The sequence below is a fragment of the Streptomyces sp. W1SF4 genome, from assembly GCF_003950035.1.
Lineage (GTDB): Bacteria > Actinomycetota > Actinomycetes > Streptomycetales > Streptomycetaceae > Streptomyces > Streptomyces racemochromogenes.
Map to the genome: position 1 here is coordinate 182034 of NZ_CP034352.1, position 23677 is coordinate 205710.

Annotated in this window: 16 protein-coding genes; 10 read left to right on the forward strand and 6 right to left on the reverse strand. The window is 76.2% G+C overall.

What is annotated here, in order from left to right; all coding sequences use genetic code 11:
- Positions 1–44: 44 nt before the first annotated feature.
- Positions 45–3062, reverse strand: a complete 3018-nt coding sequence (locus D1J60_RS37785; RefSeq protein ID WP_206436702.1) for a BTAD domain-containing putative transcriptional regulator — start codon at positions 3060–3062, stop codon at positions 45–47.
- A gap of 247 nt (positions 3063–3309) precedes the next feature.
- Here D1J60_RS37785 and D1J60_RS36490 point away from each other — a divergent pair, with 247 nt between their 5' ends.
- The 8 genes from D1J60_RS36490 to D1J60_RS36525 all read left to right on the forward strand — a co-directional run bounded on the left by D1J60_RS36490 (position 3310) and on the right by D1J60_RS36525 (position 14426).
- Entirely contained in the window at positions 3310–5115 is a 1806-nt protein-coding gene (locus tag D1J60_RS36490) for a fatty acyl-AMP ligase (RefSeq protein WP_241253721.1), read from the forward strand.
- Complete coding sequence (locus D1J60_RS36495) at positions 5112–6899, forward strand: acyl-CoA dehydrogenase (protein WP_241253722.1); 1788 nt, start codon at positions 5112–5114, stop codon at positions 6897–6899. The genes D1J60_RS36490 and D1J60_RS36495 overlap by 4 nt, the downstream gene beginning before the upstream one ends.
- Before the next feature lie 114 nt (positions 6900–7013).
- The gene (locus D1J60_RS36500) at positions 7014–7301 is read left to right on the forward strand and encodes an acyl carrier protein (RefSeq protein WP_125596660.1); all 288 of its coding nucleotides are present in this window, start codon (positions 7014–7016) and stop codon (positions 7299–7301) included.
- The gene (locus tag D1J60_RS36505; protein ID WP_241253723.1) at positions 7298–10270 is read left to right on the forward strand and encodes a type I polyketide synthase; all 2973 of its coding nucleotides are present in this window, start codon (positions 7298–7300) and stop codon (positions 10268–10270) included. Before D1J60_RS36500 ends, D1J60_RS36505 begins: the two co-directional genes overlap by 4 nt.
- 5 nt (positions 10271–10275) lie before the next feature.
- A complete protein-coding gene (locus D1J60_RS36510; RefSeq protein ID WP_164721131.1) occupies positions 10276–11316 on the forward strand; it encodes a 3-oxoacyl-ACP synthase III family protein in 1041 nt (346 codons plus the stop codon).
- Positions 11313–13325 carry an HAD-IIIC family phosphatase gene (locus D1J60_RS36515; RefSeq protein ID WP_241253724.1) on the forward strand — a complete coding sequence of 671 codons (2013 nt, stop codon included), beginning with the start codon at positions 11313–11315 and terminating at the stop codon, positions 13323–13325. Before D1J60_RS36510 ends, D1J60_RS36515 begins: the two co-directional genes overlap by 4 nt.
- Entirely contained in the window at positions 13300–13581 is a 282-nt protein-coding gene (locus tag D1J60_RS36520) for a phosphopantetheine-binding protein (RefSeq protein ID WP_125600024.1), read from the forward strand. Before D1J60_RS36515 ends, D1J60_RS36520 begins: the two co-directional genes overlap by 26 nt.
- Positions 13578–14426 (forward strand): 4'-phosphopantetheinyl transferase superfamily protein, encoded by an 849-nt coding sequence (locus D1J60_RS36525; protein ID WP_125824807.1) that lies wholly within the window; start codon positions 13578–13580, stop codon positions 14424–14426. Before D1J60_RS36520 ends, D1J60_RS36525 begins: the two co-directional genes overlap by 4 nt.
- Positions 14427–14455: 29 nt before the next feature.
- Here D1J60_RS36525 and D1J60_RS36530 read toward each other — a convergent pair whose 3' ends face one another.
- On the reverse strand, positions 14456–15448 hold the full coding sequence (locus D1J60_RS36530) for an AfsA-related hotdog domain-containing protein (protein WP_125824808.1): 993 nt from the start codon (positions 15446–15448) through the stop codon (positions 14456–14458).
- A gap of 105 nt (positions 15449–15553) precedes the next feature.
- Complete coding sequence (locus D1J60_RS36535) at positions 15554–16501, reverse strand: LuxR C-terminal-related transcriptional regulator (protein WP_241253725.1); 948 nt, start codon at positions 16499–16501, stop codon at positions 15554–15556.
- A gap of 319 nt (positions 16502–16820) precedes the next feature.
- Between D1J60_RS36535 and D1J60_RS37625 the strand changes: the two genes are divergently transcribed.
- Positions 16821–16964 carry a hypothetical protein gene (locus tag D1J60_RS37625; RefSeq protein ID WP_164721132.1) on the forward strand — a complete coding sequence of 48 codons (144 nt, stop codon included), beginning with the start codon at positions 16821–16823 and terminating at the stop codon, positions 16962–16964.
- A gap of 197 nt (positions 16965–17161) precedes the next feature.
- On the opposite strand, the gene D1J60_RS36540 is transcribed toward D1J60_RS37625, so the two are convergent.
- On the reverse strand, positions 17162–19465 hold the full coding sequence (locus D1J60_RS36540; RefSeq protein WP_125824809.1) for an AAA family ATPase: 2304 nt from the start codon (positions 19463–19465) through the stop codon (positions 17162–17164).
- A gap of 251 nt (positions 19466–19716) precedes the next feature.
- Between D1J60_RS36540 and D1J60_RS36545 the strand changes: the two genes are divergently transcribed.
- Complete coding sequence (locus D1J60_RS36545; RefSeq protein WP_125824810.1) at positions 19717–21114, forward strand: MFS transporter; 1398 nt, start codon at positions 19717–19719, stop codon at positions 21112–21114.
- Here D1J60_RS36545 and D1J60_RS36550 read toward each other — a convergent pair.
- Both D1J60_RS36550 and ccrA read right to left on the reverse strand, forming a co-directional pair.
- The gene (locus D1J60_RS36550) at positions 21077–22096 is read right to left on the reverse strand and encodes an AIR synthase-related protein (RefSeq protein WP_125824811.1); all 1020 of its coding nucleotides are present in this window, start codon (positions 22094–22096) and stop codon (positions 21077–21079) included. The two genes, D1J60_RS36545 and D1J60_RS36550, sit on opposite strands and share 38 nt — an antisense overlap.
- Positions 22093–23454, reverse strand: coding sequence for a crotonyl-CoA carboxylase/reductase (gene ccrA, locus D1J60_RS36555; RefSeq protein ID WP_125824877.1), 1362 nt, complete (start codon positions 23452–23454; stop codon positions 22093–22095). The genes D1J60_RS36550 and ccrA overlap by 4 nt, the downstream gene beginning before the upstream one ends.
- Between the last annotated feature and the right edge of the window lie 223 nt (positions 23455–23677).

Below are 23677 nucleotides of genomic sequence, written 5' to 3' on the forward strand. Positions count from 1 at the left end.
ACGCGCGCGCGTCGCCCGGTCGGTCGGTGGTCCGCCGGTACGGCTCAGGCGGCGGCGCGCAGCCGCCACACCCCGGGCCGGGTCTCCGTCCAGTCCGGCAGCGGGAGGCCGCCGCGGACGTGGCGCAGCCAGCGGGCCGCGTACGCCTCGCGCCGCCGGTCGCCGAGCCGGGCCGCCAGGGCGAGGCAGCGCTCGAAGTGCGGCTCCGCGGCGGCCGGGCCCTCGGTCTCCAGCGCGAGCAGGGCCCGGACCCGGCGGGCCTCGTAGTGGTCGCGGGGGTCGGCGGGTTCCGCGTCGAGGACCTGGCCGATCAGCCGGGCCGCCTCCGTGACGGCCGAGGCGTCCAGGCTCAGTTCGGCCAGGCCCGTCAGGGCGCGGTCGCGTTCGGGCCGAGCGTCGGCGCCGTCGGCGGCCCTCAGGGCCCGCCGGTAGAGCCCGCGGGCCGCGTCGGTGCGGCGGCGCTGCCAGGCCAGGTCGCCGAGCGAGCACAGCAGCCGGGACTGGGCGCCGAGGTCGCCGGAGCGTTCGGCCGCGTCGAGGGCCAGGGTGTGCGCGCGTTCCCAGTCGTCCCAGGCCGCGTGGGCCTCCAGGGGGGCGGTGAGGACGTCGGCGAGGCGCACGGTGCGGGCCCACAGTCCGGCCGCGTGGGCCCGGCCCAGGGCCGAGACCAGGGCGGTGCGACGGTCCGCGAACCACTCGGCGGCGTGCGGCGGTCCGTCGGCCCGCCGCGCCTCGGCGGCCAGGGCGTCGGCGAGCCGGCCCACGGCACGGGCCGCCTCGCCGGGGGGTTCCTCCGCGGTGAGGAGTTCGCCGGCCAGCAGCCGCCACAGGACGTGCAGGCGGTAGCCGCCGAGGGGTTCGGCCCGTAGCAGCCTGGCTTCCACGAGGCTCTCCAGCACGGCTTCGGCGGCCGGTTCGGGCGTGCCGAACAGGGCGGCCGCGTCGGCGGTGGTGAACGGGCCGGCGGGCAGCAGCCCGAGCAGCCGGAAGGCGCGCTTCAGCGGTGCCCCGGACTCGTCGTACCCGGCGCGCAGCGCGGCGTCCAGGCCGGGCTGCGCGGAGCGGAGTTCGGCGAGGCGGGCGTGTTCGCCGGACAGCCGGGCGGCCAGGGAGGCCACGCTCCAGTGCGGGCGGACGGCCAGCCGGCCCGCGAGGGCCCGTACGGCCGACGGCAGCCGGCCGCAGGCCTCCACGACGGCGGCGCAGGCCCCGTCGGGCCCGTCGTCCTCGCCGTCGCGGCCCGAGGCGGCCAGCAGCAGCCGGCGGGCCTGGGCCGGGGCGGGGACGTCCAGCAGGTGCGCCCGGGTGACCGGGAGCGCCGGGGTCCGGCGGCAGGTCAGCAGCGCGGTGCTGCCGGGGGTCGTGGGCAGCAGGTGGCGGGCCTGCTCCGCGTCGGCCGCGTCGTCGAGCACGAACAGCATCCGGCGGCCCGGGGTGAGCCGGTCCAGGGTGCGGCGCAGCCCGTCGAGGTCCTCGGGCAGCGGCCCGGGGACCCCGCAGCGGTGGAGCAGCAGGGTGAGGGCGGCGGCGGGGTCGAGCGGTGCGCCGGTGTCGTCGCGCAGGGTGAGGAACACCCGGCCGTCGGGGAAGAGGTCGTCTGCCTGGTGCGCGACGGCCAGGGCGAGGGCGGTCTTGCCCACGCCGGCGGGGCCGGCGAGCGCGACGCAGCCGCCCGCGGGGACGTCCCGCAGGAGCGTCCGCAGCGCGCCGAGCTCCTCGTCGCGTCCGGTGAACAGCGGGTCGGGCGGCGGGAGTTCACCGACGGGCCCGGCGCCCGTCGGCAGCCCGGGGCCGGACCCGCCGAACGGCGCCGCGAACGGCCATCCGTACGGCCCGGCACCCTGCCCGTCGCCCGCCCCTGCGGCCTGCCCCGCGTACGGCCCGGCGGCCCGCCCCGCCTGCGGCCCGGCGGCCTGCCCCGCCTGCGGACCGGAGCCCTGCCCCGCCTGCGGACCGGAGCCCTGCCCGTCGTACGGCCCGGCGGCCCGCCCGTCGTACGGTTCGGCGCCCTGCCCCGCGAACGGACCGTCGTACGGCCCGCCGGCCTGCCCCGCGAACGGACCGGCGGCCCGCCCGTCGTACGGCCCCGCGAACGGGCCGGCGTCCGCTCCCGCGACCGGCGCCGCGAGCGGACCGGCGTACGGCCCGCCGGCCTGTCCGCCGGCGGCCGGCCGGCCAGGCGCGGCGGCGGGGGCGGTCGACGGTGGGGCCGTACCGCGTCCGCCCGCGGGCGGCGCGGACCGCGCCCGGTCCGGCCCCGTCCGGTGCGGTGCCGCACCGGCACCCGAGGGGCCCAGCAGGGCGGTGTCCCCGTCGAGGATGCGGCCGTGGAGCTGTTGCAGGGGCGGCCCCGGCTCGATCGCCAGTTCGTCGACGAGGGTGCGCCGCAGCCGGGCGAAGGCCTCCAGCGCGTCGGCCTGCCGGCCGGTGCGGTAGAGCGCCACCATCAGGTGGGCGTGGAACTCCTCGCGCATCGGCAGCTCGGCGGCCAGCGCCCGCAGCTCACCGACGAGTTCGTGGTGGCGGCCCAGGAGCAGGTCGGCCCGGATGCGCTGCTCCAGCGCGGCCGTGCGCAGTTCGCCGAGGCGGATCGCGGTGCTGTCGAGCAGCGCCCCGTGGGGGGTGTCGGACAGCAGCGGGCCGCGCCACAGCGCGAGCGCGCGGCGCTGGAGGTCGGCGGCGGCCCCGGCGTCCTGGCGGGCCATGGCCGCGCGGCCCCGGGCGTGCAGGTCCTCGAAGGCGGTCAGGTCCAGCCGGTCCGGGTCCAGCCGCATGAGGTAGCCGGGCGGGCGGGTGACCAGGCAGTCGCGGCCCGTCTCGGGGTCGGCGGCGTGCAGGAGCTTGCGCAGCTGCGAGATGTAGACCTGGAGCGTGGTCGTCGCGGTGCGCGGCGGGTCCTCGCCCCACAGTTCGTCGATGAGGCTGCCCACGGACACGATCTCGTTGGGCCGTACGAGCAGCGTCGCGAGCACCACGCGGATCTTCGCCGCGCGCGGCGTGACGCGCTGCGCGCCCGGGCCGGCCGCGTCCACTTCCAGTGGCCCCAACACCCGAAATCGCATGCAGCCCCCGCTCCTCGGCACTCCGGTGGCACGGGTGGCGGCAGACTCCCCCAGCTGCCCGGCCCCGTCACCCTAGGGCCGGGCGCACCCCCGGCTTCGGACAGCCGGACCCCTGATCCGGTGCCGGGCACCCTGGCCGGGACCCGCAAGCCATGCTTTAGGCGCGCCGTGGAGCATGCCGAGGCGTTGGCGGCAGGGGCGCCGGGCGTTCGGCAGTTGCCCCGGGTGCGCCAGAAGGGGGCTGACGTTGACTGGATTCGCTACGTTCACCGATGTGCTCCGCGGCCGGGCCGCGGCACTCGGCGAGCGCGACGCTCACGTGTTCCTCGGTGACGCCCCGGGCGCCGCCGCCGAGCACCTCACGTACGGGGAGCTGGACCGCGCGGCCCGGGCCATCGCGGTGCGGCTGCGCGAGCACGGCGCCCTGCGGCAGCCGGTGCTGCTGCTGTACCCGCCGGGCCCCGGCTTCCTGAAGGCGTTCGCCGGCTGCCTGTACGCGGGCGCCGTCGCCGTTCCCGCCCCGCTCCCCGGTGACCGCGGCGAGCGGCTGCAGCGCGTGTCGGGGATCATCCGCGACACCGGCGCGCAGCTGGTGCTGACGGACTCCGCCCACGCCCCCGACGTGTCGCTGTGGCTGGCCATGGCGGGCCGGGGCGAGACGGTGTGCCTGGCGACCGACGTGGAGGAGGGGGTGGACGCCGACGCCTGGCAGCCGCCCCGCACCGGTCCGCAGGACCTGGCGTTCCTCCAGTACACCTCGGGTTCGACCTCCCGGCCGCGCGGTGTGATGGTCAGTCACCGCAACCTCCTCGCCAACATGGAGGCCATGCGCGAGGTCCTGGGGTCCACCGACCGGGACGTGTTCGGCAGCTGGCTGCCGCACTACCACGACATGGGGCTCATCTGCCATCTGCTGCACCCGCTGTGGCTGGGCACCTCGTCGGTGCAGATGTCCCCCACCGCGTTCGTCAAGCGGCCGGTGCGCTGGCTGCGTTCCATCGGCGAGTACGGGGTGACGATCGGCGGCGGCCCCAACTTCTGCTACGACCTGTGCCTGCGGCGGATCACCGACGAGCAGCTCGCCGGCCTGGACCTGAGCGGCTGGCGGCTGGCGGTCAACGGCGCCGAGCCGGTGCGCCACCAGACCCTGGAGGCCTTCGCCGAGCGCTTCGCCGCGGCCGGATTCCGGCGCGAGAGCCTCTTCCCGGCGTACGGGCTCGCCGAGGCGACGCTCGTCGTCTCCGGCGGCACGCCCGGCCGCGGCCCGCGCACCCTGACGGTCGACGCGGCCGGCCTGGAGTACGACGAGCTGCGCCCGCCGCGGCCCGGACAGCCGGTGCGGACCCTCGTCGGGAGCGGCACCGTACGCGGTTTCGACGTGCGGATCGTGGAGCCGGTGGTCGGCGGCGAGGTGCCGGCGGGCCGGGTCGGGGAGATCTGGGTGCGCGGCGAGAGCGTCGCGCAGGGCTACTGGCGCCGTCCCACCGACACCGCCCGCACCTTCCAGGCGATGGTGGACGACGGGGACAGCGGCTTCCTGCGCACCGGCGACCTCGGGGCGGTCGACGGGGACGAGCTGTACGTCACCGGCCGCCTCAAGGAGATGATCATCCTCAACGGGCGCAACATCTATCCGCAGGACGTGGAGTGGGCGGTGCGCGAGACGGAGCCGTCCCTCGGGGCGGGCCAGGGCGCCGTGTTCACCGTGGACGCGGACCGCGAGCAGCTCGTCGTCGTGCACGAGGTGCGCCCCGAGAACGCGGACTGGGAGACGCTGCGCGCCCTGGCCCGGCGCATCCAGATCCTCATCGGCCAGGACTTCGACGTGCCCGCCGCCAACGTGCTCCTGGTGCGGCCCGGCACGCTGCGCCGCACCACCAGCGGCAAGATCCAGCGGACGCTGATCCGCAAGCTGTTCCTGGCGGGCGAGGTCAGCGGCGCGTACGAGGTCCTCGACCCGGCCGTGCAGGCCCTGGTCCGTCCGCGCGACACGCTGCTCGGCAACGACCTGCTGCGGCCCTCGGCCCGGGCCGCCGCGGAGACGGCGTGGTGAGCGCCGTCGCCGTCGCCGCCGGACCGGCCCCCCGGGCGCCGGTGCGGCGGCCCGCGCCGTCCCGGGAGTCGACGAGCGGCCGGGTCCGGGCCGCCGCGCTGGAGGCCCTGCTCGGCGACCCGGCCGAGCCCGGCAACCCGGCGGGCCACCGCGCGCTGCTCGCCTCCGACCAGGCGGCCGCGCTGTCGCCGGAGGCGGAGGGGCTGCTGGACGACTTCGGGATGCACCGCGAGTTCGTCCCGCGCGAGCTCGGCGGCCGCTTCGACTCCGCCGAGGGCCTGCTGCGGGTCATGCGTCCGGTGTTCCGCCGGGACGTGTCCCTCGGCATGGGCTACGGCATGACCACCTTCATGGCCGCCTCCGACGTGTGGATGCGCGGCAGCCAGGAGCAGCGGTCGTGGCTAGGTGGCCTGCTGCTGGACGGTTCGAAGGCGGCCATCGCCCAGCACGAGACCGCGCACACCAACGACTTCGTCCGCAACCAGATCTCCGCGGACCTGCGCCCCGGCGGCGGCCTGTCGCTCACCGGGGCGAAGCCGGTGGTCAACAACCTGCACCGGGCCGACGCCCTGGTGCTGTTCTGCCGTACCGGCGACCACTTCCCCGGCGGGACGCAGAGCGCCCTGCTGCTGGACCCGCGCACCCTGCCCGCCGCCCGCTACCGTACGGAGCGGCGGCCGGCCGCGGTGGGGCTGCGGTCCTGCTTCTTCTCGGGCGTGCGCTTCGACGACTGCCCGGTGCCCGCCGACGCCCTGCTGGGCGCGCCCGGCAGCGGGGTGGCGACCTCGCTCCAGTCGTTCCAGATGAGCCGGACGCTGATGGCCTCCCTGTCGGTGGCGGCCGTGGACACGAGCCTGCGCACGGCCGTGCTGGTGGACCGTCAGCGGGGTCCCGGCGCGGCCGGCACCGCGCCGGTGGACCCGCAGCACACCGCGAACACGCTGACCGGCGCGTTCGTGAACCTGCTGCTGTACGACTGCCTGGCGGTCGTCGCCACCCGGGCGCTGCACCTGCTGCCCGCCGAGACCAGCGTGTACTCGGCGGCGGTGAAGCTGCTGCTGCCGCGGGTGCTGATCGAGACGATGTACGACCTGTCGACCGTGCTGGGCTCGCAGCTGTACACCCGGGAGGGCACCGTCGGGGTGCTGCAGAAGCACATCCGGGACGTGCCGGTGATCAGTCTCGGCCACGCGGGGACCGTCGCCTGCCAGGCGACGGTCATCCCGCAGCTGAGGCAGCTGGCGAGCCGCTCGTGGTTCGCCGAGGAGGAGGCCCCCGCCGCGCTGTTCCAGCCCGACGCGCCCCTGCCGGCGTTCCGTTACGACGCGCTGGCGCTGGCCAGCGGGCGGGACAGCCTCAGCGCCTCGCTGCTGGCCGCCGCCGCGGAGCCGCCGGGGCGCGATCCGGTGGAGCGGGCCCTGCGCACGATGGCGGAGCACCTCGTGGAGGAGCTGCGGGACCTGCGCCGGCGGGTGCTCGCGCTGCCGCCGCTGGACGGGGGAACGCCGGTGGGACCGGCCTGGTTCGCGCTGACGGACCGCTACGTGCTGGTCCTGGCGGCCGCGGCCGTGCTCGGCGTACGCCGCCACAACCGGCACGGCCTGGACCCGTTCCTGGCCGATCCGGCCTGGGCGGCGGCCGCCCTGCACCGCATCACGTCCAGGCTGGGCGCCGCGCCCGTGGAGCTGCCCCCCGAGTGCCTGGCGCGCGTCCACCAGGAGGTGCTGGCCCGCTTCGGGGACCGGCGCAGCTACGACCTGCACAACACCCCGCTTCCCGGCTGACGGGCGACGGCCCCGACCACCGCTTCCCCTGGGGGGTGCCGCGAGAGTCCCGCACGGCGCCCACGGCACAGGACGTTCGCAACACCCCCCAGCCCGCACACAAGGAGTCCAGGGATGTCCCTGTCCGTGTCGCCGCACAGCGCGGCCCCGCTGCACCACTGGCTGACCGACCGCCTCGCCGTCTACCTCGACCGGCTGCCGGACAGCATCGACCCCACCGTGCCGCTCGCCGAGTACGGCATGGACTCGGTGGGGGCGCTGAGCCTGTGCGGGGACATCGAGGACACGTTCCACATCGCCGTGGACCCGTCGCTGGCCTGGGACCACCCGACCGTCGTCGCGCTGGTCGCGTACCTCGGCGGGCGGGGCGTGACGGTTCCGGCCGCGGGGGTCTCCCGGTGAGCTCGCCCTCCGTCGCCCTGGTCGGGCTGGACTGCGTCTTCCCGGGGGCGCCGGGCCCCGACGCCTACTGGGACCTGCTGATGCGCGGCGGCGACGCGACCGGCGAGCAGCCCGGCCCGCGCAGGTTCGGGCCGGGGTACGAGACGCCGGTGCGCGGCGGTTTCATCGACGACGCCGACGTGTTCGACAACGACTTCTTCACCGTGTCGCCGCGCGAGGCCGCGGCGATGGACCCGCAGCAGCGGCTGCTGCTCCAGTGCGCGTGGCGGGCCCTGGAGGACTCGGGGCGCTCCCCGCGGTCCCTGGCGGGCGGCGACACCGGGGTGTTCGTCGGCATGATGGGCAGCGAGTGGGGCCAGCTGCACCTGGGCGACTACGGGCGCGTGACCCCGCAGCTGGGTGCCGGGTCCAGCGCGGGCATGGCCGCGAACCGCATCTCGTACCACCTCGACCTGAAGGGGCCGAGCCTGTCCGTGGACACGGCCTGCTCGTCCTCGCTGGTCGCCGTGCACCTGGCGGTGAACTCGCTGCTGTCCGGGGAGTGCGGGACGGCGCTGGCGGGCGGGGTCAACCTGGTGCTGACGCCGGCGCTGGGGCTGGTGTACGCGCAGATGGGGCTGGCCTCGCCGGACGGCCGGTGCCGGCCGTTCAGCGCCGACGCGAACGGCATCGCGCGCAGTGACGGCGTGGGCGTGGTGGTGCTGCGGCGGCTGGAGGACGCGCTCGCCGACGGGCAGCGGGTCTACGCCGTGATCCGGGGCACCGCCGTCAACCAGGACGGGCGCAGCAACGGCGTCACCGCGCCGAACCGGCACTCGCAGCGGGAGGTCGTCGCGGCCGCGTACCGGCGGGCCGGGGTCACCGCCGACCAGGTGCGGTTCGTCGAGGCGCACGGCACGGGTACGGCGCTCGGGGACGTCATCGAGTGCGGGGCCCTGGGCGAGGTGCACGGCGTGCCGCGCGAGGCGCCGTGCGCGATCGGTTCCGTCAAGGGCAACCTGGGGCACACGGAGGGGGCTTCGGGCATCGCCGGGCTGATCAAGGTGGCGCTGGCGCTGCACCACCGGATCGTGCCCGCGAGCCGGTACGCGGACCGGGAGAACCCGCAGCTCCGGCTCGCCGAACGGGGGCTGGCCCTGCTGAAGGCGCCGGTGCGGCTGCCGGCGGGCGAGGTGGTGGCGGGCGTGAGCAGTTTCGGCATGGGCGGGACGAACGCGCACGCGGTGCTCGCGGCCGCGCCCCGTACGGCCCGCACCGGACGCCGCCGGGCGGCGGCCGCGCCGGCCGGGGTGTTCACGCTGTCGGCCGACACCCCCGAGGCGCTGCGCCGCAACCTGGCCGCGCAGGCGGAGGCGGTGGCCGCCCGCCCGCGGGGGGACGCCGCGGCGCTGTGCTGGACCAGCAACCGGGTCAAGACCGGGCTGCCCTACCGGGCGGCGTTCACCGCGACCGACACGGTCGAGCTGGCGGCGGCGCTGCGCGCGGCGGCCGAGGACGGGCGGCTGGCCGCCGGGATCGCCGACCGGGCCTGGCGTCCGCCGGTCATCGGGTTCCTCTTCACCGGCCAGGGCGTCCAGGAGCCGGGGATGACGGCCGCCCTGTACCGGCAGTCGGCGCTGTACCGGCGCCGGCTGGACGAGGCCGACGCGGCGCTCGCCCCGCACCTGGGCGGTTCGGTGCGCGACCTGATCCTCGGTGGCGATCCGGCCCTGCACCGGACCCGCTGGGCGCAGCCGGCCCTGTTCGCGGTCGGTCACGCGCTGGCGGCCACGCTGAGCGGCCTCGGCGCGGGGCCGCACGTCGTGCTGGGGCACAGCGTCGGGGAGTTCGCGGCGGCCGTGAGCGCCGGGGTGCTCACGCTGGAGGAGGCGGCCCGGCTGGTCGCGGAGCGGGCCCGGCTGATGGACGCGCTGCCGGAGGGCGGCGGCATGCTGTCGGTGCGGGCGGGGCGGGAGGCGGTCGAGGAGTTCCTCGACGCCGGGCGGGGCGTCTCCCTCGCCGCGGTCAACGGCCCGCGCAGCACCGTCCTGTCGGGCGGGGTGGCGGAGCTGGAGCGGGTCGCCGGGGTGCTGCGCGGGCGGGGTACGCACTGCCGTGCGGTCGGCGTCTCGCACGCCTTCCACTCACCGCTGATGGCCCCCGTGCTGGAGCCGCTGGCCGCGGCAGCCGCGGGGATCACGCCCGCCGCGCCGCGCATCCCCGTCGCCTCCACGCGGTACGGGCGGCTGCTGGCCGACGAGCCGATGGACGGCGCCTACTGGGCGGAGCAGGCGGCCGGGCCGGTGCTGTTCGCGGACGCGCTGGCCGACCTGGTGGCGCGGACCGCACCGACCGCGCTCGTGGAGATCGGCCCGGCGCCGCAGCTGGTCCAGCTGGCGGGACGGTCCGGGCTGGCCGACGGGATCCGGCTGCTGCATCCGTCGCCGGGCCGGGAGGCGACGGCCCGCGACCTGGCCGAGACCGTCGCCGCGCTGTACCGCTCCGGGCTGGAGCCGCGGTGGGACGAGCTGTACGAGCCCGCCTGGCGCACCACCGAGCGGCTGCCCCCGTACGCCTTCTCCACCGAGCACCGCTTCTGGCACGCGGCGGCGGGCCGCGCGCAGGCCCCCTCGGGCCCGGTTCCCATCCCTGCCCCGGTCGCGGTCCCGGCCGGGGCGGCCGGCGGGCCGGTGCCGGCCGCGGCGGAAAGGGGCGCAGGCGAAGGGTCCGCGGACCCGGTGCTGGCCGCCGTCGTGGGGGCCGTGGTGGAGGTGGGCGACTACGCGCCCGAAAGGGTCGACCGGAACTCCAGGTTCTACGAGGACCTCGGCTTCGACTCTGTAATGATCATGCAGCTCAAGGACCGGATCGAGACCACGCTGCCGCAGGCCGGCGGCATCGCGGTGCAGCAACTCCTGCCCGCGCTGCGCTCGGTGGGCACCCTGGCCGACTTCGTCGGCGAGTGGATCAGTGTGGGGGTACGACCGTGACACCAGTGACCGAGACCGCCCTGTACGTCGTGGGCACGGGCACCGCCCTGCCCGGCGACCCGGTGGACAACGCCACCCTGGGCAAGGTGTTCGGGATCAGCGAGGAGTGGATCGACCTCTTCGTGGGGACCCGCAGCCGCCACTTCTGCTGGGACCTGGGCACCGGCACCCTCACCCACAGCCTCGCCGACCTGTGCGCCGAGGCCGCCGGGCGCGCCCTGGCGGGCTCCGGGCTCGCCCCCGCCGACCTCGACTTCCTGATCCTGGCCACCGCCACGCCCGACACCCTGCTGCCCACCACCGCGACGGTGGTGGCCGACCGGCTGGGCCTGAGCCACCTGCCCGCCTTCCAGCTGCAGGCGGGCTGCTCGGGTGCCGTACAGGCGCTGGACCTGGCCCGCGCGCTGCTCGCGGGGGGCCATCGCGCGGGCCTCGTCGTCGGCGGGGACGTCACCGACCGGTTCCTGGACCCGGCGCGCGAGGCGGTCAGCCTGCCCACGGAGGAGCTCGTCAACTACGTGCTGTTCGGCGACGGGGCGGGAGCGGCCGTGGTGGCCTCGGAGCCCGTCGGCGAGGCCATCGCCGTACGCGGTCTGCTGCACCGTTTCACCGGGCGGGGCCGCGCACCCGGCCAGATCGTCGACTGGCAGGGCGTGGCCCGCCACACCGCGGGCCGGCAGATGCTGTTCGAGGACTACAAGGCCATCGAGGAGAGCGTCCCCGCCATGGCCTCGGAGATCTTCTGGGAGCTGCTGACCGCCTCCGGCTGGTGCCGCGAGGACGTCGCCTACGTCCTGCCCCCGCAGCTCTCGGGCCGGATGACGGCCCGCATCACCGAGCACCTGGACGTTCCGGAACTGCGTGAGGTGTCCTGCGTGGCCGACACCGGGAACACCGGCAACGCCCTGCCGCTGATCCAGCTCGACCGGCTCGCCGGGGAACTCGGCGACGGCGAGCGGGCCCTGGCGGTGGTGGTCGAGTCCAGCAAGTGGATCAAGGGGGGCCTGGCGCTGGAGCGGGTCCCGGAGACGGACGGCGCCCGATGACCGACCCCGCCGCCCCCGCCTCCTCCCCCGCAACGCCCGCCGCGCCCGCCGCGCCCGCCGCGCCTCCGCGTCCCGCGGCGCCCCCCGACCCGGTGCGGGAGCTGCGCGCCCTGCGCCGGGCGGGCCGGCTCGCCGCGCAGTGGCCCCGCGTCGCCCCGCTGCTGGCCGAGCTGACCGACCACGGGGACCGGGAGCCCGAGGCCGTCCGCACCGACCTGGTGCGGGCCGGCCGGGTCCTGGCGGCGCTCCCGCCCGCCGAGGTCCTCGCCCACCACCCGGACACCCCCCGCGTCACGGTGGCCGTCACCGGGCACTCCACCCTGGTCCAGCTCACCGACCCGCTGGTCGCCGAGCTGGCCCGGCACGGGCTGCTCCCCGAGGTGCTGTCCGGGGACCACGGCGCCTACCTGCGCGACCTGAGCGACGACGGTGAACTGCGCCGCCGACGGCCCGACCTGACGCTGTGCGTGCTCGACGCGGGTGCCGTCTTCGACGAGCTCCCGGAGCCGTGGACCTGGCAGGACGTGGAGGCCGCCGGCGCGCGGCTGCTGGAGCGGCTGCGCGCGCTCGCCGGCGGGCACGCCGCGGACCCCGCGGGTCCGCTCGTCCTGAACACCCTTCCCCTGCCCAGGATCCGGCTCCAGCAGCTCGTCGGCCAGCGGGAGCGGGCCCTGCTCGCGGCGGTGTGGCGGGAGTTCAACGCCCGGCTGCTGCGGCTGGCCGCCGAACACCCGACGGTGGCCGTGGTCGACCTGGAGCCGCTGATCGCCGACGGCGGCCCGGCCGCCGACCCGCGCCTGGCCCTGTACACGCACGCCCCGTACACCGAGCAGCTGCTCGCCGCCTACGCCCGGGAGGCCGTGCACGTGCTGCGCGCCCACCGGGGCATGACCCGCAAGTGCCTGGTCCTGGACCTGGACGACACCCTGTGGGCGGGGATCCTCGGCGACGACGGGCCCGAGGGGATCACGGCCGCCGCCGGCACCCTGGCCGGGGAACCGCACGCGGCCCTGCAGCGGACCGCGCGGCAGCTCGCCGCGCAGGGGGTGCTGCTCGCGATCAGCAGCAAGAACGATTCCGCTCCGGTCCTCGGCGTGCTCCGCGACCACCCGGACATGCTGCTGCGCGAAGGGGACTTCGTACGCGTCCACGCCAACTGGGAGCCCAAGGACGGCAACCTGCGGGACATCGCCGCCGCGCTCGGCATCGGCGCCGACGCGCTGCTCCTCGCCGACGACTCCCCCGCCGAGCGCGCCCTGGTGCGGACCCGGCTGCCCGCCGCCGCCGTGGTGCCGCTGGGCACGGAACCGGCCCTGCACGTCACCCGTCTGCTGGCCGACGGCTGGTTCGACACCCCCCGGCTGACCGGCGACGACCTCGCGCGGACCGCCCGCTACCACGAGGCGGCCGCCCGCGCGGAGCTGGAGCACGGCAGCGGATCGTACGAGGAGTACCTGCGCGGTCTGGGCGTCCGTGTCCGGATCGCGCCGCCGCGGCCGCACGAGCGGGACCGGATCGTCCAGCTGTCGCTGCGCACCAACCAGTTCAACCTCACCGGCGAGCGGCTCGGCGCGGACCGGGTCGCCGCCCTCGCCGCCGACCGGGCGGGCCTGCTGCTCGGGGTGCACGTCGGCGACCGGTTCGGCGACAGCGGCCTGGCGGGCGCGGTCCTCGGCCGGTACGCGGACGACGGGCTGCACCTGGACGGCTTCTGGCTCAGCTGCCGGGTGTTCGCGCGCGGGGTCGAGCAGGCCGTCCTCGCGACCCTGCTGGCGCACGCGGCGGCCCGCGGCCTGCCGGCCGTGCACGCCCTCCACCGGCCGACCGCCAAGAACGCCAGGGCGGCCGGCTTCTACCCCTCACTGGGCTTCACCGAAACCGCCGGGGACCCCGACGGCACGCTGCACTACCGCCACGACCTGGCGCACCTGCCCCCCGTACCCGACCACCTGACCACCGATCCACGCCTCGGAGGGGACGACGATGAGCCTGCCGGAACCACCCGCTGACCTCCCGGGCTTCCTCGCCCTGATCGGCGACGAACTGGGACTGGAGCTGACCGAGGAGCAGGCCCGCGCCGACCTGGACGCCCTGCCGTCCTGGGACTCCGTGCACCTGCTCCGGCTGGTCATGCTGATCGAGCAGGAGACGGGGAGCCGCGTGCCCGTCTCCGCCGTGCTGCGGGCCCGCAGCATCGCGCAGATCCACACCGAGGTCCTGGCCGCCGCCGGCGCCCGGCCCGCGCCCCGGGGCGGTGCGCTGTGAACGCCGGGGCGTCCCTGCCGCCGGGCGAGCCGATCGCGGTGCGCGCCGAGGGCACCGACTGGGAGGCGGTCCGCACGGACCTGCGCACCCACGGGACGGCCCTGGTGCACGGCACCCTCGCGGACTGGCGCCCCCGGGACCCCGACGGGCCCGCGCTGCGGGCCGTGCTGGGCCGCGACTGGGCCCGCTACAGCGGCATGGGGCACGAGGACATCCGGGAGCGGTACGCGGCCTCGCGCCGGCTCCTCAAGCACGCGGCCGCGGCGGCCCTGCACGCGGACGCGGCGGACCTCGAGCTCACCTACGGGCCGACCGGGCGGCCGTACCTGCGCGGCTGCGACCAGATCGACATCAGCCTCAGCCACACCGGGGACCTGCTGCTGGTGGGCCTGACGACGCGCGGGCTCGTCGGTGTCGACGCGGAGCTCGCGGACCGCCAGATCTACAGCAAGGGCCTGGACCGGCACATCTGCACCCCGGCCGAGCGCCTGCACCTGACCGGGCTGGACCCGGCGGAGCGCAATCCGCGGCTGGTGCGGCTGTGGACCCTGAAGGAGGCCTACAGCAAGGCCATCGGCCAGGGCATGCAGTTCCGGTTCACCGAGTTCGGCTTCGGGCCGGACGACCGTCCGGCCCGCGTGCACCGGCCGGACGGCACTCCCGGTTCGGGTACGGAGTGGGCGTTCCGTACGTACGGCCTCGACGTCGGCGGCGTCGCGTTCTGCGTCAGCGCGGCGGTGTACGACGCGGGGCTGGGCCGGACCCTGGACACCGAGATCACCACGATGCTCGACGCCGAGGCCGCCGAGGCGCTGGGGCGGGCACTGCGGGCCGCCGCCCGCTGACGCCCCCGGCGGGCGTGGAGCCGCTCCCGTCAGTGGTCCTCGACGACCACGGTGGTCGCCTCCAGGACGGTGCGGCCGGCCTGGGTGAGGGTCAGGGTGAGGGGCGCCGTGCGTCGGCCCGCGGCGTCCCGTCCCGGTCTGCCGGTCACCGCGGCGCAGCGCAGCGGCAGATCGGCCTCGGCGTACCCGCGGACGTGGACCTGGAGCGAGGCGAGGGCGCTGCGCCCGGGTTCGAGGCAGTGGCCGCGTCCCACGGCCAGCAGGGACGTCTGGCGCAGGGATTCGAGCAGCGCCGGCGCGGGCACGTGCCCGTCCCGCGCGGCGCGCTCGCCGAGCCAGTGCGGGGGCACGGACACCCCGACGGACAGCCGGCCGTCGCGGGGGCCGCGGGGGCCGTGCAGCAGGACGTTGGCCGGATCGCGGCGTCCCACCTCCTCGGGGTCGACGGGGGCGACGGCGGCGGCCGGACGGTCCTGTCCGGCGACCGAGGAGAGCGCGGCCAGGCGGCTGTGCTCGCGGTGGTTGCGGTGCACCATCGGGGCGAGGAAGACCAGGTTCGCGGTGCCCGTGCCGCAGGGCACGTCGTCGATCTCCAGTGCGGTGCGGAACTCCAGTGCGCGCGGCACCCCGTCGATGACCTTGTCGGGGCGGACGCTCATCGTGGTGGCCAGCCGCGCGGGCGCGGACCCGGGCCGGGTGCGCCACGGTCCGATGTCACGGGACTCGATGCCCACGCGGTAGAAGATGCCGGTGCGGTTCCCGGGCACCCGGAAGTGGGTGCGGCCGATGAACTCGCCGACCTCGCGGAGCATGTCGGCCGCCGCCACCACGTCGTGGAAGTGGGCCGGGCCGTCGTCGAAGAGCGGGTGAGCGGACGTCAGGTCGCCCAGCAGGACGAACTCCTGCGCCACGGGAGGCGCGGCGGCACCGCCGTGCCGGTCCCAGGGCTGCGGACGGTGCACCAGGTGCCGCGCGGCGGCCCTGGTGGCAGACGGTCCCGCGGCGATGACGGCGGTGTCCATGGCTGGCCCTCCCTCCGGCCCCGCCGGGTGCCGGGGCCGCAGGCACCAGGCTGCCGGGGGGCCGGCGGAGGGAACCAGCCGTGGGGCCTGGCAGGTTGCTGCCCGTCAGCTAGTACCGAGCCCGGCGGTCTCTCCCGCGGCCGCGGGAGAGGGGGAGAAGTCGGCGCCGAGGAGCCCGTAGAGCGCGACGTTGACCCCGGTCTGGAACCTGCTGGTGGACTCCATCTCCTCCATGATCCGGGCGATGTGGCGGCGGCAGGTGCGCACCGACATGCCGAGCCGGCGGGCCACCATCTCGTCCTTGTGGCCCTGTGCCATGAGCCGGATGATCGACCGCTTGAGGTCGTCGGCGATGTCGGCGGCGTCCTCGTCCCCCGGGGTGAACGGCGCGGCCCCGGCCCACATGTGGTCGTAGACCTTGCACAGGAAGGCGACGAGCGTGGGCTCGCGGACCACGATCGCGCCCGGGGAGCGGCCCTCCACGTGCTGCTCGGGCAGGAAGGCGACCTCGCGGTCGTAGATGAGCATCCGGTCGACCAGTTCGTCCGTGGTGCGCACGTCGGCGCCCTTGGCCGTGACCGCGCGCACGTAGTCGGTCGTCGCCAGGTCGCTGCGGACGGTGTGCTGGTACAGGTGCCGGACGTGCACGCCGCGGTGCAGCCGGTCGAGGGTCAGCGGCAGGGCCGTCTCCATGGCCCCCGGCCGGCGGGAGCCCCCCGGCTGGGAGGTCAGCAGTTCGAGGCGGCAGCGCGTGCCCCATTCGTCCAGCATCGACTGGAGCACTCCCACGTCACTGATGACGTCGAAGGCCTCCGCCTGATTGCGTCTGCGGCGGGTCTCGAAGTAGGCGGGCAGCAGTCCCAGCATCTGCGTCTTGACGCTGCTCACCGCCTGCTGCATCTCGCGGATCTCGGCCTCGGCGGGGCCCACCAGGTCCGCCGCCGCCGCGTCCGGGCTCACCGGGACCAGTTCGTCCGGCCGGCCGGGCATCGGCCGGAGCAGGCGGAGCGTGGTGAGCGTCTCCTCCACCCGGCCGGCCTCTTGCTCCGTCACCCGCAGAGCGGACGCGATCTCCGCACGGACGAAACGTCCCAGCAGGACGGCGTGCTGATAGGCGGACGCACTCGCGTCGTCCAACTCGCCGAACTCGGCCCCGTGTAGGGAACTCCCCGACATCCCGTTTGACACCCCCATGTGCTGACAGGACTTGCTGCCAGGCAACTTTACGCCTGCCCTTTTGGCTTGGAGGCGCCGTGTCCGCTGGTCAGGATGTTCCTGCAAACAAAAGTTGTCGACACGGGGGTTAGACATGAGCAGCGCTTCCATCCGAAATGCCACAACCGCCATCGTTCTCGCGTTCGGCGTATGGGGAATGGCCTGGACCAATGCGGCCCAGGCGTCCGAGGCCGTTACCAAGATCACGGTGACCGCCCCGAAGAACCTCGCAGACCTGCGCGTGAGCGAGACGGTGGTCAACTGCCCGATGGACGACCGCTGGGAGCTCACCTGCCCCTGAACCCCACCCTTTAGCAGGCCACAAGCGCGCGGGGACATGATCCGGGGCACGGGCTCCCGGATCCCCCGCCGGTAGAGCCGGACCGTTCGCCCCGCTGGTTTTCGGAAAAGTTTTTCCGAAACCGGCGGGGCTTCGGCATGAATAGGCCGAAGAGATATACAAAACATACCGTCCATGGCACTTGCATCCGGCGGCGTTCAGCGGATATTGGCACTCATCCCGACGACGTGGGCGACCTGGGTCCGGGAATTCATCCCGAGCTTCTTGAAGATTCGGCTCATATACGTCTCCACGGTCTTCACGCTGATGTCCAGCCGGGCGGCTATCTGCTGGTTCGTACGCCCTTCTCCCACCAGCCCGGTGACCACGCGCTCCCGCTCGCTCAGCAGGGACAGCCGGCTCGCGTCGGGCGACCCTCCCGTCGGCGCCCCGGTGCGGTGCTCCGCCTCCCGGGCGGCCGCCGCGAGAGCGGGCACGGCGGTCTGTTCCGCGAGCGCGGCCGCCAGCCGGATGCGCGCCCGCGCCCCCTCGGTGTCCCCGGCGGACAGCGCGGCCTCCGCCAGGCCCAGGGCCAACAGCCCCGCCAGATGCGCCTGCCCGTATTCCAGTGCCGCCGCCAGGCCCCGCTCGGCGTACCGGGCCGCCCGCTCCGGCTCGCCCATCCCGGTCTCGGCGGCCCCCAGCCAGCGCAGCGCCTCCAGGTGCGCGGCCCGCCCCGGCTCCCCCGTCCGCGCCAGCAGCGCGTGCGCCGCGTCCGCCGCCGCCCGGGCCGGCTCGACGTCACCGGCCGCCGCACGGGCGGCGGCGAGCAGCGCGTACGCGTGCGCCCGCGCCCCGGGATCGTCCGCCGGGGCCGTCCGCAGGGCCTGCTCGGCCGCCGGGCGGGCCTCTCCCGGACCGGCCCCGGCCCCCGGCTCCAGGGCCAGCGCCGCCCGTTCCGCGTCGGCGGCGGGGCCCGCCGGGGGCAGGCCGCCGTCCCCGTCCAGCACCGACCGGGCCTGCGCGTGGCGGCCGCTCCAGCGCAGGACACGGGCCTGCCACACCGCCGTGTCGGTCCGGCCGCCGGGCAGCCGGTCCTCGTGCGAGCGGGGTCCGGTCTCCTCGTAGCCGCGCACCGCCTCCTCCAGCCGGCCCGACAGCGCCAGCGCCTTGTTGCGCAGCAGGCGGACCTCCACCGGTACCGGCCCGGTGGCCATCACCCGGCGCAGGGCGGCGGCGGAGCGCGCGGGCCGGGTGTACAGGCCCTCGCGGGCACTCAGCGCCAGGGCCCGGACGTCCTCCAGGCCGATCCCGGGGGCGTGTTCGAGGTGTGCGGCCAGCGTCCGGCGGGCCGCTGCGACGCCGGCGTCCTCGTCCTGCGCACCGCCCCCTGCACCGTCCGGCCGGCCGGCCGGCGTAGCGGCCCCGGCCCGCAGCGCCTCCAGGGCGCGCCCCAGCGCCGCGCTGCGCCAGCCGGCCCCCGAGGCGTGGTGGACCAGCGCCCGTACCGCCGGGCGGACGAAGCGGAACCGCGTGCCGGCCGCGCCGTCGGGCCGCACCAGCCCCTCGTCGTGGAGTTCGTCCAGCCCGGCCAGTGCCTGCTCCAGCGGCACGCCCGCGGTGGGGGCGAGCGCGGCGGCGGTGAACGGGTCGCCGAGCAGGGCGGCGGCGCACGCGCAGCGCCAGCCGAGCGACGACAGCGTGTGCAGGTCGACGGTGGCGGGTGCGAGCACCGGCGGTACGCCCGTGGCCAGTTCGGCCGTCGCGTGGAAGGACGCGCCGGGCGCGGCGCCCCGGGCCAGGGCGTGCAGCAGCCCCGGTACCCCCGCCGCGTCGCGCAGCACCAGCTCGGCCGCGAGCGGCGGCGTCCCGGGCGGCAGCAGGGCGCGGGCGTCGGCCGGGGGCAGCGGGCCCAGGGCGAGGTGGCGCACGCCCGGCGCGTCGTACGGGACGGCCGCCAGGTGACGGGCCCCCGGCACGGAGCGGTGCGCGAAGACGGTCAGCACGGGGCCGGCCGGCGGGTTCCGGACGAGGTGGCCGATCAGGTCGAGGACCTCCGGGCCGGCCCGGTGCACGTCGTCCAGGACGAACAGCGTCCCGCGCTCCCCCAGCAGTCCCACCAGGGCGCGCAGGGCGCGGACCGCCGCGCCGGGGTCGGGCTCCTCCCCCGCTCCCGGCAGGGTGGCGAGGGCGGGGAAGACGGGCGCGAGCGCGCGGGTGCGCACCTCGCCGAGCCGCTCGAACAACGTGCCGTCGGCGCGGGCCAGGTGGTCGTCCAGGGCGTCGGCCACCACCTCGAAGGGCCGGGTCCGGCCCACCCTGGGCATCCGCCCGGACGCCACCGTCCACCCCTCCTCGTGCGCGGTGGCGGCCAGTTGCCGCAGCAGGCGGCTCTTGCCGCTCCACGGCTCGCCGGTCAGCCGGACGAACCGGGGCCCCTCGGCGGCGAGCCGCAGCTCGCGCCGGAGGACCGCCAGGTCCCTCGTCCGGGCCGCCGTCAACGGATGCTGCTGGTCAGGCAACGTGATTCCCCTCGTGTGCGCGTTCCCCCCTCCGGCAGCCTCGCCGACCCGCGTCCGCGCGGACAGGACCGCCGGACCGTCACTACCTGCATGTCAGTTACTGCGGAGGGCCACCCGCGCGGCGGGCACCGGGTGTCGGGGGGTTCCCTGACGGGCCGTCCGGGGCGGCCGCCCGGGGACCGCCGCGACCTGCGGAAAAGGGGAGAAGCACCGACTGGCGGGGGCCGGCCCGGCGCGGCGACGATCGGGACATGTCCGCCCGTACACGTCTCGGTTACGCCTCCGGCTCCCTGGTCACCGGAGCCTTCAACACGCTGCCCGGCCTGCTCCTGCTGCCCTACCTCACCGACACCCTCGGCGTCGGCGCCGCCGTGGCGGGGGCCGTCGTCCTGGTGCCCAAGGTCTGGGACGTGCTGCTCACCCCGTACGCGGGGCGGCTCGGCGACCGGTCCCACGGCCGGTGGGGTCCGCGGCGGGGCCACGTCCTGGGCGGGGGCCTCGGCGTGGCCGCCGCCTTCGCCCTGATGTTCGCGGGGACCGCGCGCGGGACGGCGGGGGCGCTGTGGGCCGCCGCGGGCTTCCTGCTGACGGCGACCGCGTTCGCGTTCTTCCAGGTGGCGTACGCCGCCCTGCCCGCCGAGATCGCCACGAGCGCGCGGGACCGGGTGCGGCTGGTGGGGGGCCGGGTGGCCGGCATCGCCGTCGCGGCGCTGGTCGCCGGATCGGCCGCGCCCGCCGTGGTGGAGGCGGGCGGCGGGGGCCTGGCCGGGCACCGCTGGGCCGGGCTGTTCGGCGCCCTCGTCGTCGTCTCCGGGACGCTCGGGGTGTTCTTCGGGACCTCCCGGGTGACCGCGCCCGGCGCGTCGGCCGCCGCGCGCGGCCGCACAGCGCGAACACCCCCCGGCGCCTGGTCCGCCGTGCTCCGCGCCGACGCGCACTTCGCCGCGCTGCTGCGCGGGGCGACGGTCCTCGTCGTCGGCACCGGGGTGCTCCTCGCGGGCTGCCCCTACTACGCCGAACACGTCCTGGAGCGGCCCGCGATGACCGGGGTGCTGGTCGCCGCGTTCGTCCTGCCGAACCTGTTCACCACGGCCCCGTGGTCCCGCGTGGCCGCCCGGTACGGCCACCGGCGGGTGCTCGTCCTGTCCTGCGCCCTGTTCGCCGGGGGTGCCCTGCTGCTGCCGGCCGCGCCCGTCATGCCGGCGTTCTGGGCGCCGGCGGCGCTCCTCGTCGTCGGCACCGGGCACGCGGGGCAGCTGCTGTTCCTGTACGCGATGCTCGCCGAGTGCGCGGCCGGGGACGCCGTCCGCACCGGGCACAGCCGGGCCGGCGCGATGTCGGGCCTGTTCAGCGCCGGGGAGGCGCTGGGCATGGCCGTCGGGCCGTTCCTGATGGGTCTGGTGCTGCAGGCGTCCGGCTACGTCTCCTCCGACACCGGGCACGCCACCGGCCAGGGCTCGGGCGCCGCCTGGGGGGTCCTGGCGGGGATGGGGCTGCTCCCGGCGCTGGCCGCGGCGGCCGGACTCGTCCTGCTGCGCGGCTTCCGGCCCGCCGCCCACCCGGCCCCTGACGGCCCGCTGAAGGCGGTCGAGGCGGCGGTGGAGGCGGGGTTCACGCCAGCCGGGGGAAGGCCGCCGGTTCGGGTGTGACGGGCACCGGCCCGCCCCGGTCGCGCACCAGCTCGACCGGGGCGGCGCCGTCCCCGACGACCGTGCCGATCTCCGCGGCGAACCGCCCGTACGGGTGGGCGCGCAGGGCCGCCAGGACACCGGCGGCGGCCTCCGGCGCGACGAGCAGGCACAGGCAGCTCTCGCTGGAGGCGTGCAGCGGGTCGACGGCCATGGCCTCCAGGGCCATCCGGGCCTCGTACTGCACGGGCAGCGCGCTCTCCTCGACCCGCAGGGTGTGGCCCAGTTCGCGGGCGTAGGCGTGCAGCGCGGCGGCGAGGCCGCCGCGCGCCACGGTGCGCACGGCCCGGATCCCGTCGCCGGACGCGGCGGCGCGGGCCCGTTCCAGCAGTCCGGCCAGCGGCGCGCAGCCGCTGGGGACGAGGCTCTCGAAGCCGAGGCCGCGGCGCACCGACAGGATGTGGGCGCCGTGTCCGCCGAGCGGTGCGCTGAGCAGGACGCGGTCCCCGGGGCGGGCGTCGCGGGTGGGCGGCGGGGCGCCGTCGAAGGCGCCGATCCCGGTGGTGTGCAGGTAGACCTGGTCCGCCTCGCCGGCCCGCACGACCCGGACGTCCACGCCGGCGACCACGACGTCGGCCTCGCGGGCGGCGTCGCGCACGGAGCGGGCCAGGCGGTGCAGCCGTTCCAGCGGCAGGCCCGCCTCGACGACCGCCGACAGGGTCAGGGCGAGGGGGCGTGCGCCGGCGGCGGCGAGTTCGTTGACGGTGGCGCACACGGCGACCCGCCCGATGTCGCCGCTGCCGTAGAACGGCGGGTCGACGACGTGGGCGCCGCTGACGACGGCGGGCGGGTGCGGGCCGAGGGGCGGGCAGGTGCCGCGCACCTCCGCGAGGACGTCTTCCAGCAGGGCGCGCAGCTCACCGCCCGGGGGGAGTTCGTCGTCGTGGGCGAGGGCCACCTGGCCGCCGGGGAGGGCGGCCCCGGCGGCCCTCGTCCCCGTCATCCGGTTTCCGGCAGCGTACGGCCGTCGCGGAAGCGGTTGATGGCGTCGAGGTGCCGGGCGCGCATCTCGTGGTCGCGGACGCCCAGGCCCTCCTCGGGGGCGAGCGCGAGGACGCCGACCTTGCCCTGGTGGAGGTTGCGGTGGACGTCGTAGGAGGCCTGGCCGGTCTCCTCCAGCGGGTACGCCTTGGAGAGGGTGGGGTGGATCCTGCCCTTGGTGATGAGGCGGTTGGCCTCCCACGCCTCGCGGTAGTTCGCGAAGTGCGAGCCGACGATCCGCTTGAGCGACATCCACAGGTAGCGGTTGTCGTACTCGTGCATGTAGCCGGAGGTGGAGGCGCAGGTGACGATGGTGCCGCCCTTGCGGGTGACGTAGACGGACGCGCCGAAGGTCTCGCGGCCCGGGTGCTCGAAGACGATGTCCACGTCCTCGCCGCCGGTCAGCTCGCGGATGCGCTTGCCGAAGCGCTTCCACTCGCGCGGGTCCTGCGTGCGCTCGTCCTTCCAGAACCGGTAGTCCTCGGCGTTGCGGTCGATGACCGCCTCGGCGCCCATCTTCCGGCAGATCTCGGCCTTCTCCGGGGAGGAGACGACGCAGATCGGGTTGGCGCCGCCGGCCAGGGCCAGCTGGGTGGCGTAGGAGCCGAGGCCGCCGCTGGCGCCCCAGATCAGGACGTTGTCGCCCTGCTTCATGCCGGCGCCGTTGCGGGAGACCAGCTGGCGGTAGGCGGTGGAGTTGACCAGGCCGGGGGAGGCGGCCTCCTCCCAGGTGAGGTGGCGCGCCTTGGGCATCAGCTGGTTGGACTTGACGAGGGCGATCTCCGCCAGGCCGCCGAAGTTGGTCTCGAAGCCCCAGATCCGCTGCTCGGGGTCGAGCATCGTGTCGTTGTGCCCGTCGGCCGATTCCAGCTCCACCGACAGACAGTGCGCGACGACCTCGTCGCCGGGGTGCCAGCGGTTGACGCCGGGGCCGGTGCGCAGCACGACGCCCGCGAGGTCGGAGCCGAGGATGTGGTACGGCAGGTCGTGGCGCGCCGCGAGCGGGGACATCCTGCCGTAGCGCTCCAGGAAGCCGAAGGTCGGCAGCGGCTCGAAGATCGAGCTCCAGACGGTGTTGTAGTTGACCGAGGAGGCCATGACGGCCACCAGGGCCTCGCCGGGACCCAGTTCGGGCAGCGGGACCTGCTCGACGTGCAGGGACTTGCGGGAGTCGCGGTCGCGGGTGGCGATGCCCGCGAACATGTCCGTCTCCGACTTGTGCACGGTCACCGCACGGTACGACTCGGGCAGCGGCAGGGCCGCGAAGTCGGCGGCGGTGACAGCGGGAGATCCGCTGCCAGATGCGGTCGACGCGGCGATCGCGTCGAGGATTTCCTTCACAGAGGCCTCCGGCGGTTCGGACGTGACGTTCCACTGATACGCATCCCGGCCACCGAAGTCCCGGGCGCGGCGCATGCAGTGGGGTCCGCTCGGGCGAGGTAGGGGTGCCCCCGACCGCGACCCCGACCGCGTCCCCCCGCGTCCCGACCGCGTAAGGAGCGTGCGGCGCGGGCGGGCGGCGGCGTGCAAGCCCGGCTTTAGC

What these genes read in the sequence shown, in the direction of transcription:
- D1J60_RS37785 (WP_206436702.1), bottom strand. Translation starts at nt 3,062, where the DNA reads ATGCGATTTCGGGTGTTGGGGCCACTGGAAGTGGACGCGGCCGGCCCG.
- D1J60_RS36500 (WP_125596660.1), top strand. Translation starts at nt 7,014, where the DNA reads ATGTCCCTGTCCGTGTCGCCGCACAGCGCGGCCCCGCTGCACCACTGG.
- D1J60_RS36515 (WP_241253724.1), top strand. Translation starts at nt 11,313, where the DNA reads ATGACCGACCCCGCCGCCCCCGCCTCCTCCCCCGCAACGCCCGCCGCG.
- D1J60_RS36520 (WP_125600024.1), top strand. Translation starts at nt 13,300, where the DNA reads ATGAGCCTGCCGGAACCACCCGCTGACCTCCCGGGCTTCCTCGCCCTG.
- D1J60_RS36530 (WP_125824808.1), bottom strand. Translation starts at nt 15,448, where the DNA reads ATGGACACCGCCGTCATCGCCGCGGGACCGTCTGCCACCAGGGCCGCC.
- D1J60_RS37625 (WP_164721132.1), top strand. Translation starts at nt 16,821, where the DNA reads ATGGCCTGGACCAATGCGGCCCAGGCGTCCGAGGCCGTTACCAAGATC.
- D1J60_RS36545 (WP_125824810.1), top strand. Translation starts at nt 19,717, where the DNA reads ATGTCCGCCCGTACACGTCTCGGTTACGCCTCCGGCTCCCTGGTCACC.
- D1J60_RS36550 (WP_125824811.1), bottom strand. Translation starts at nt 22,096, where the DNA reads ATGACGGGGACGAGGGCCGCCGGGGCCGCCCTCCCCGGCGGCCAGGTG.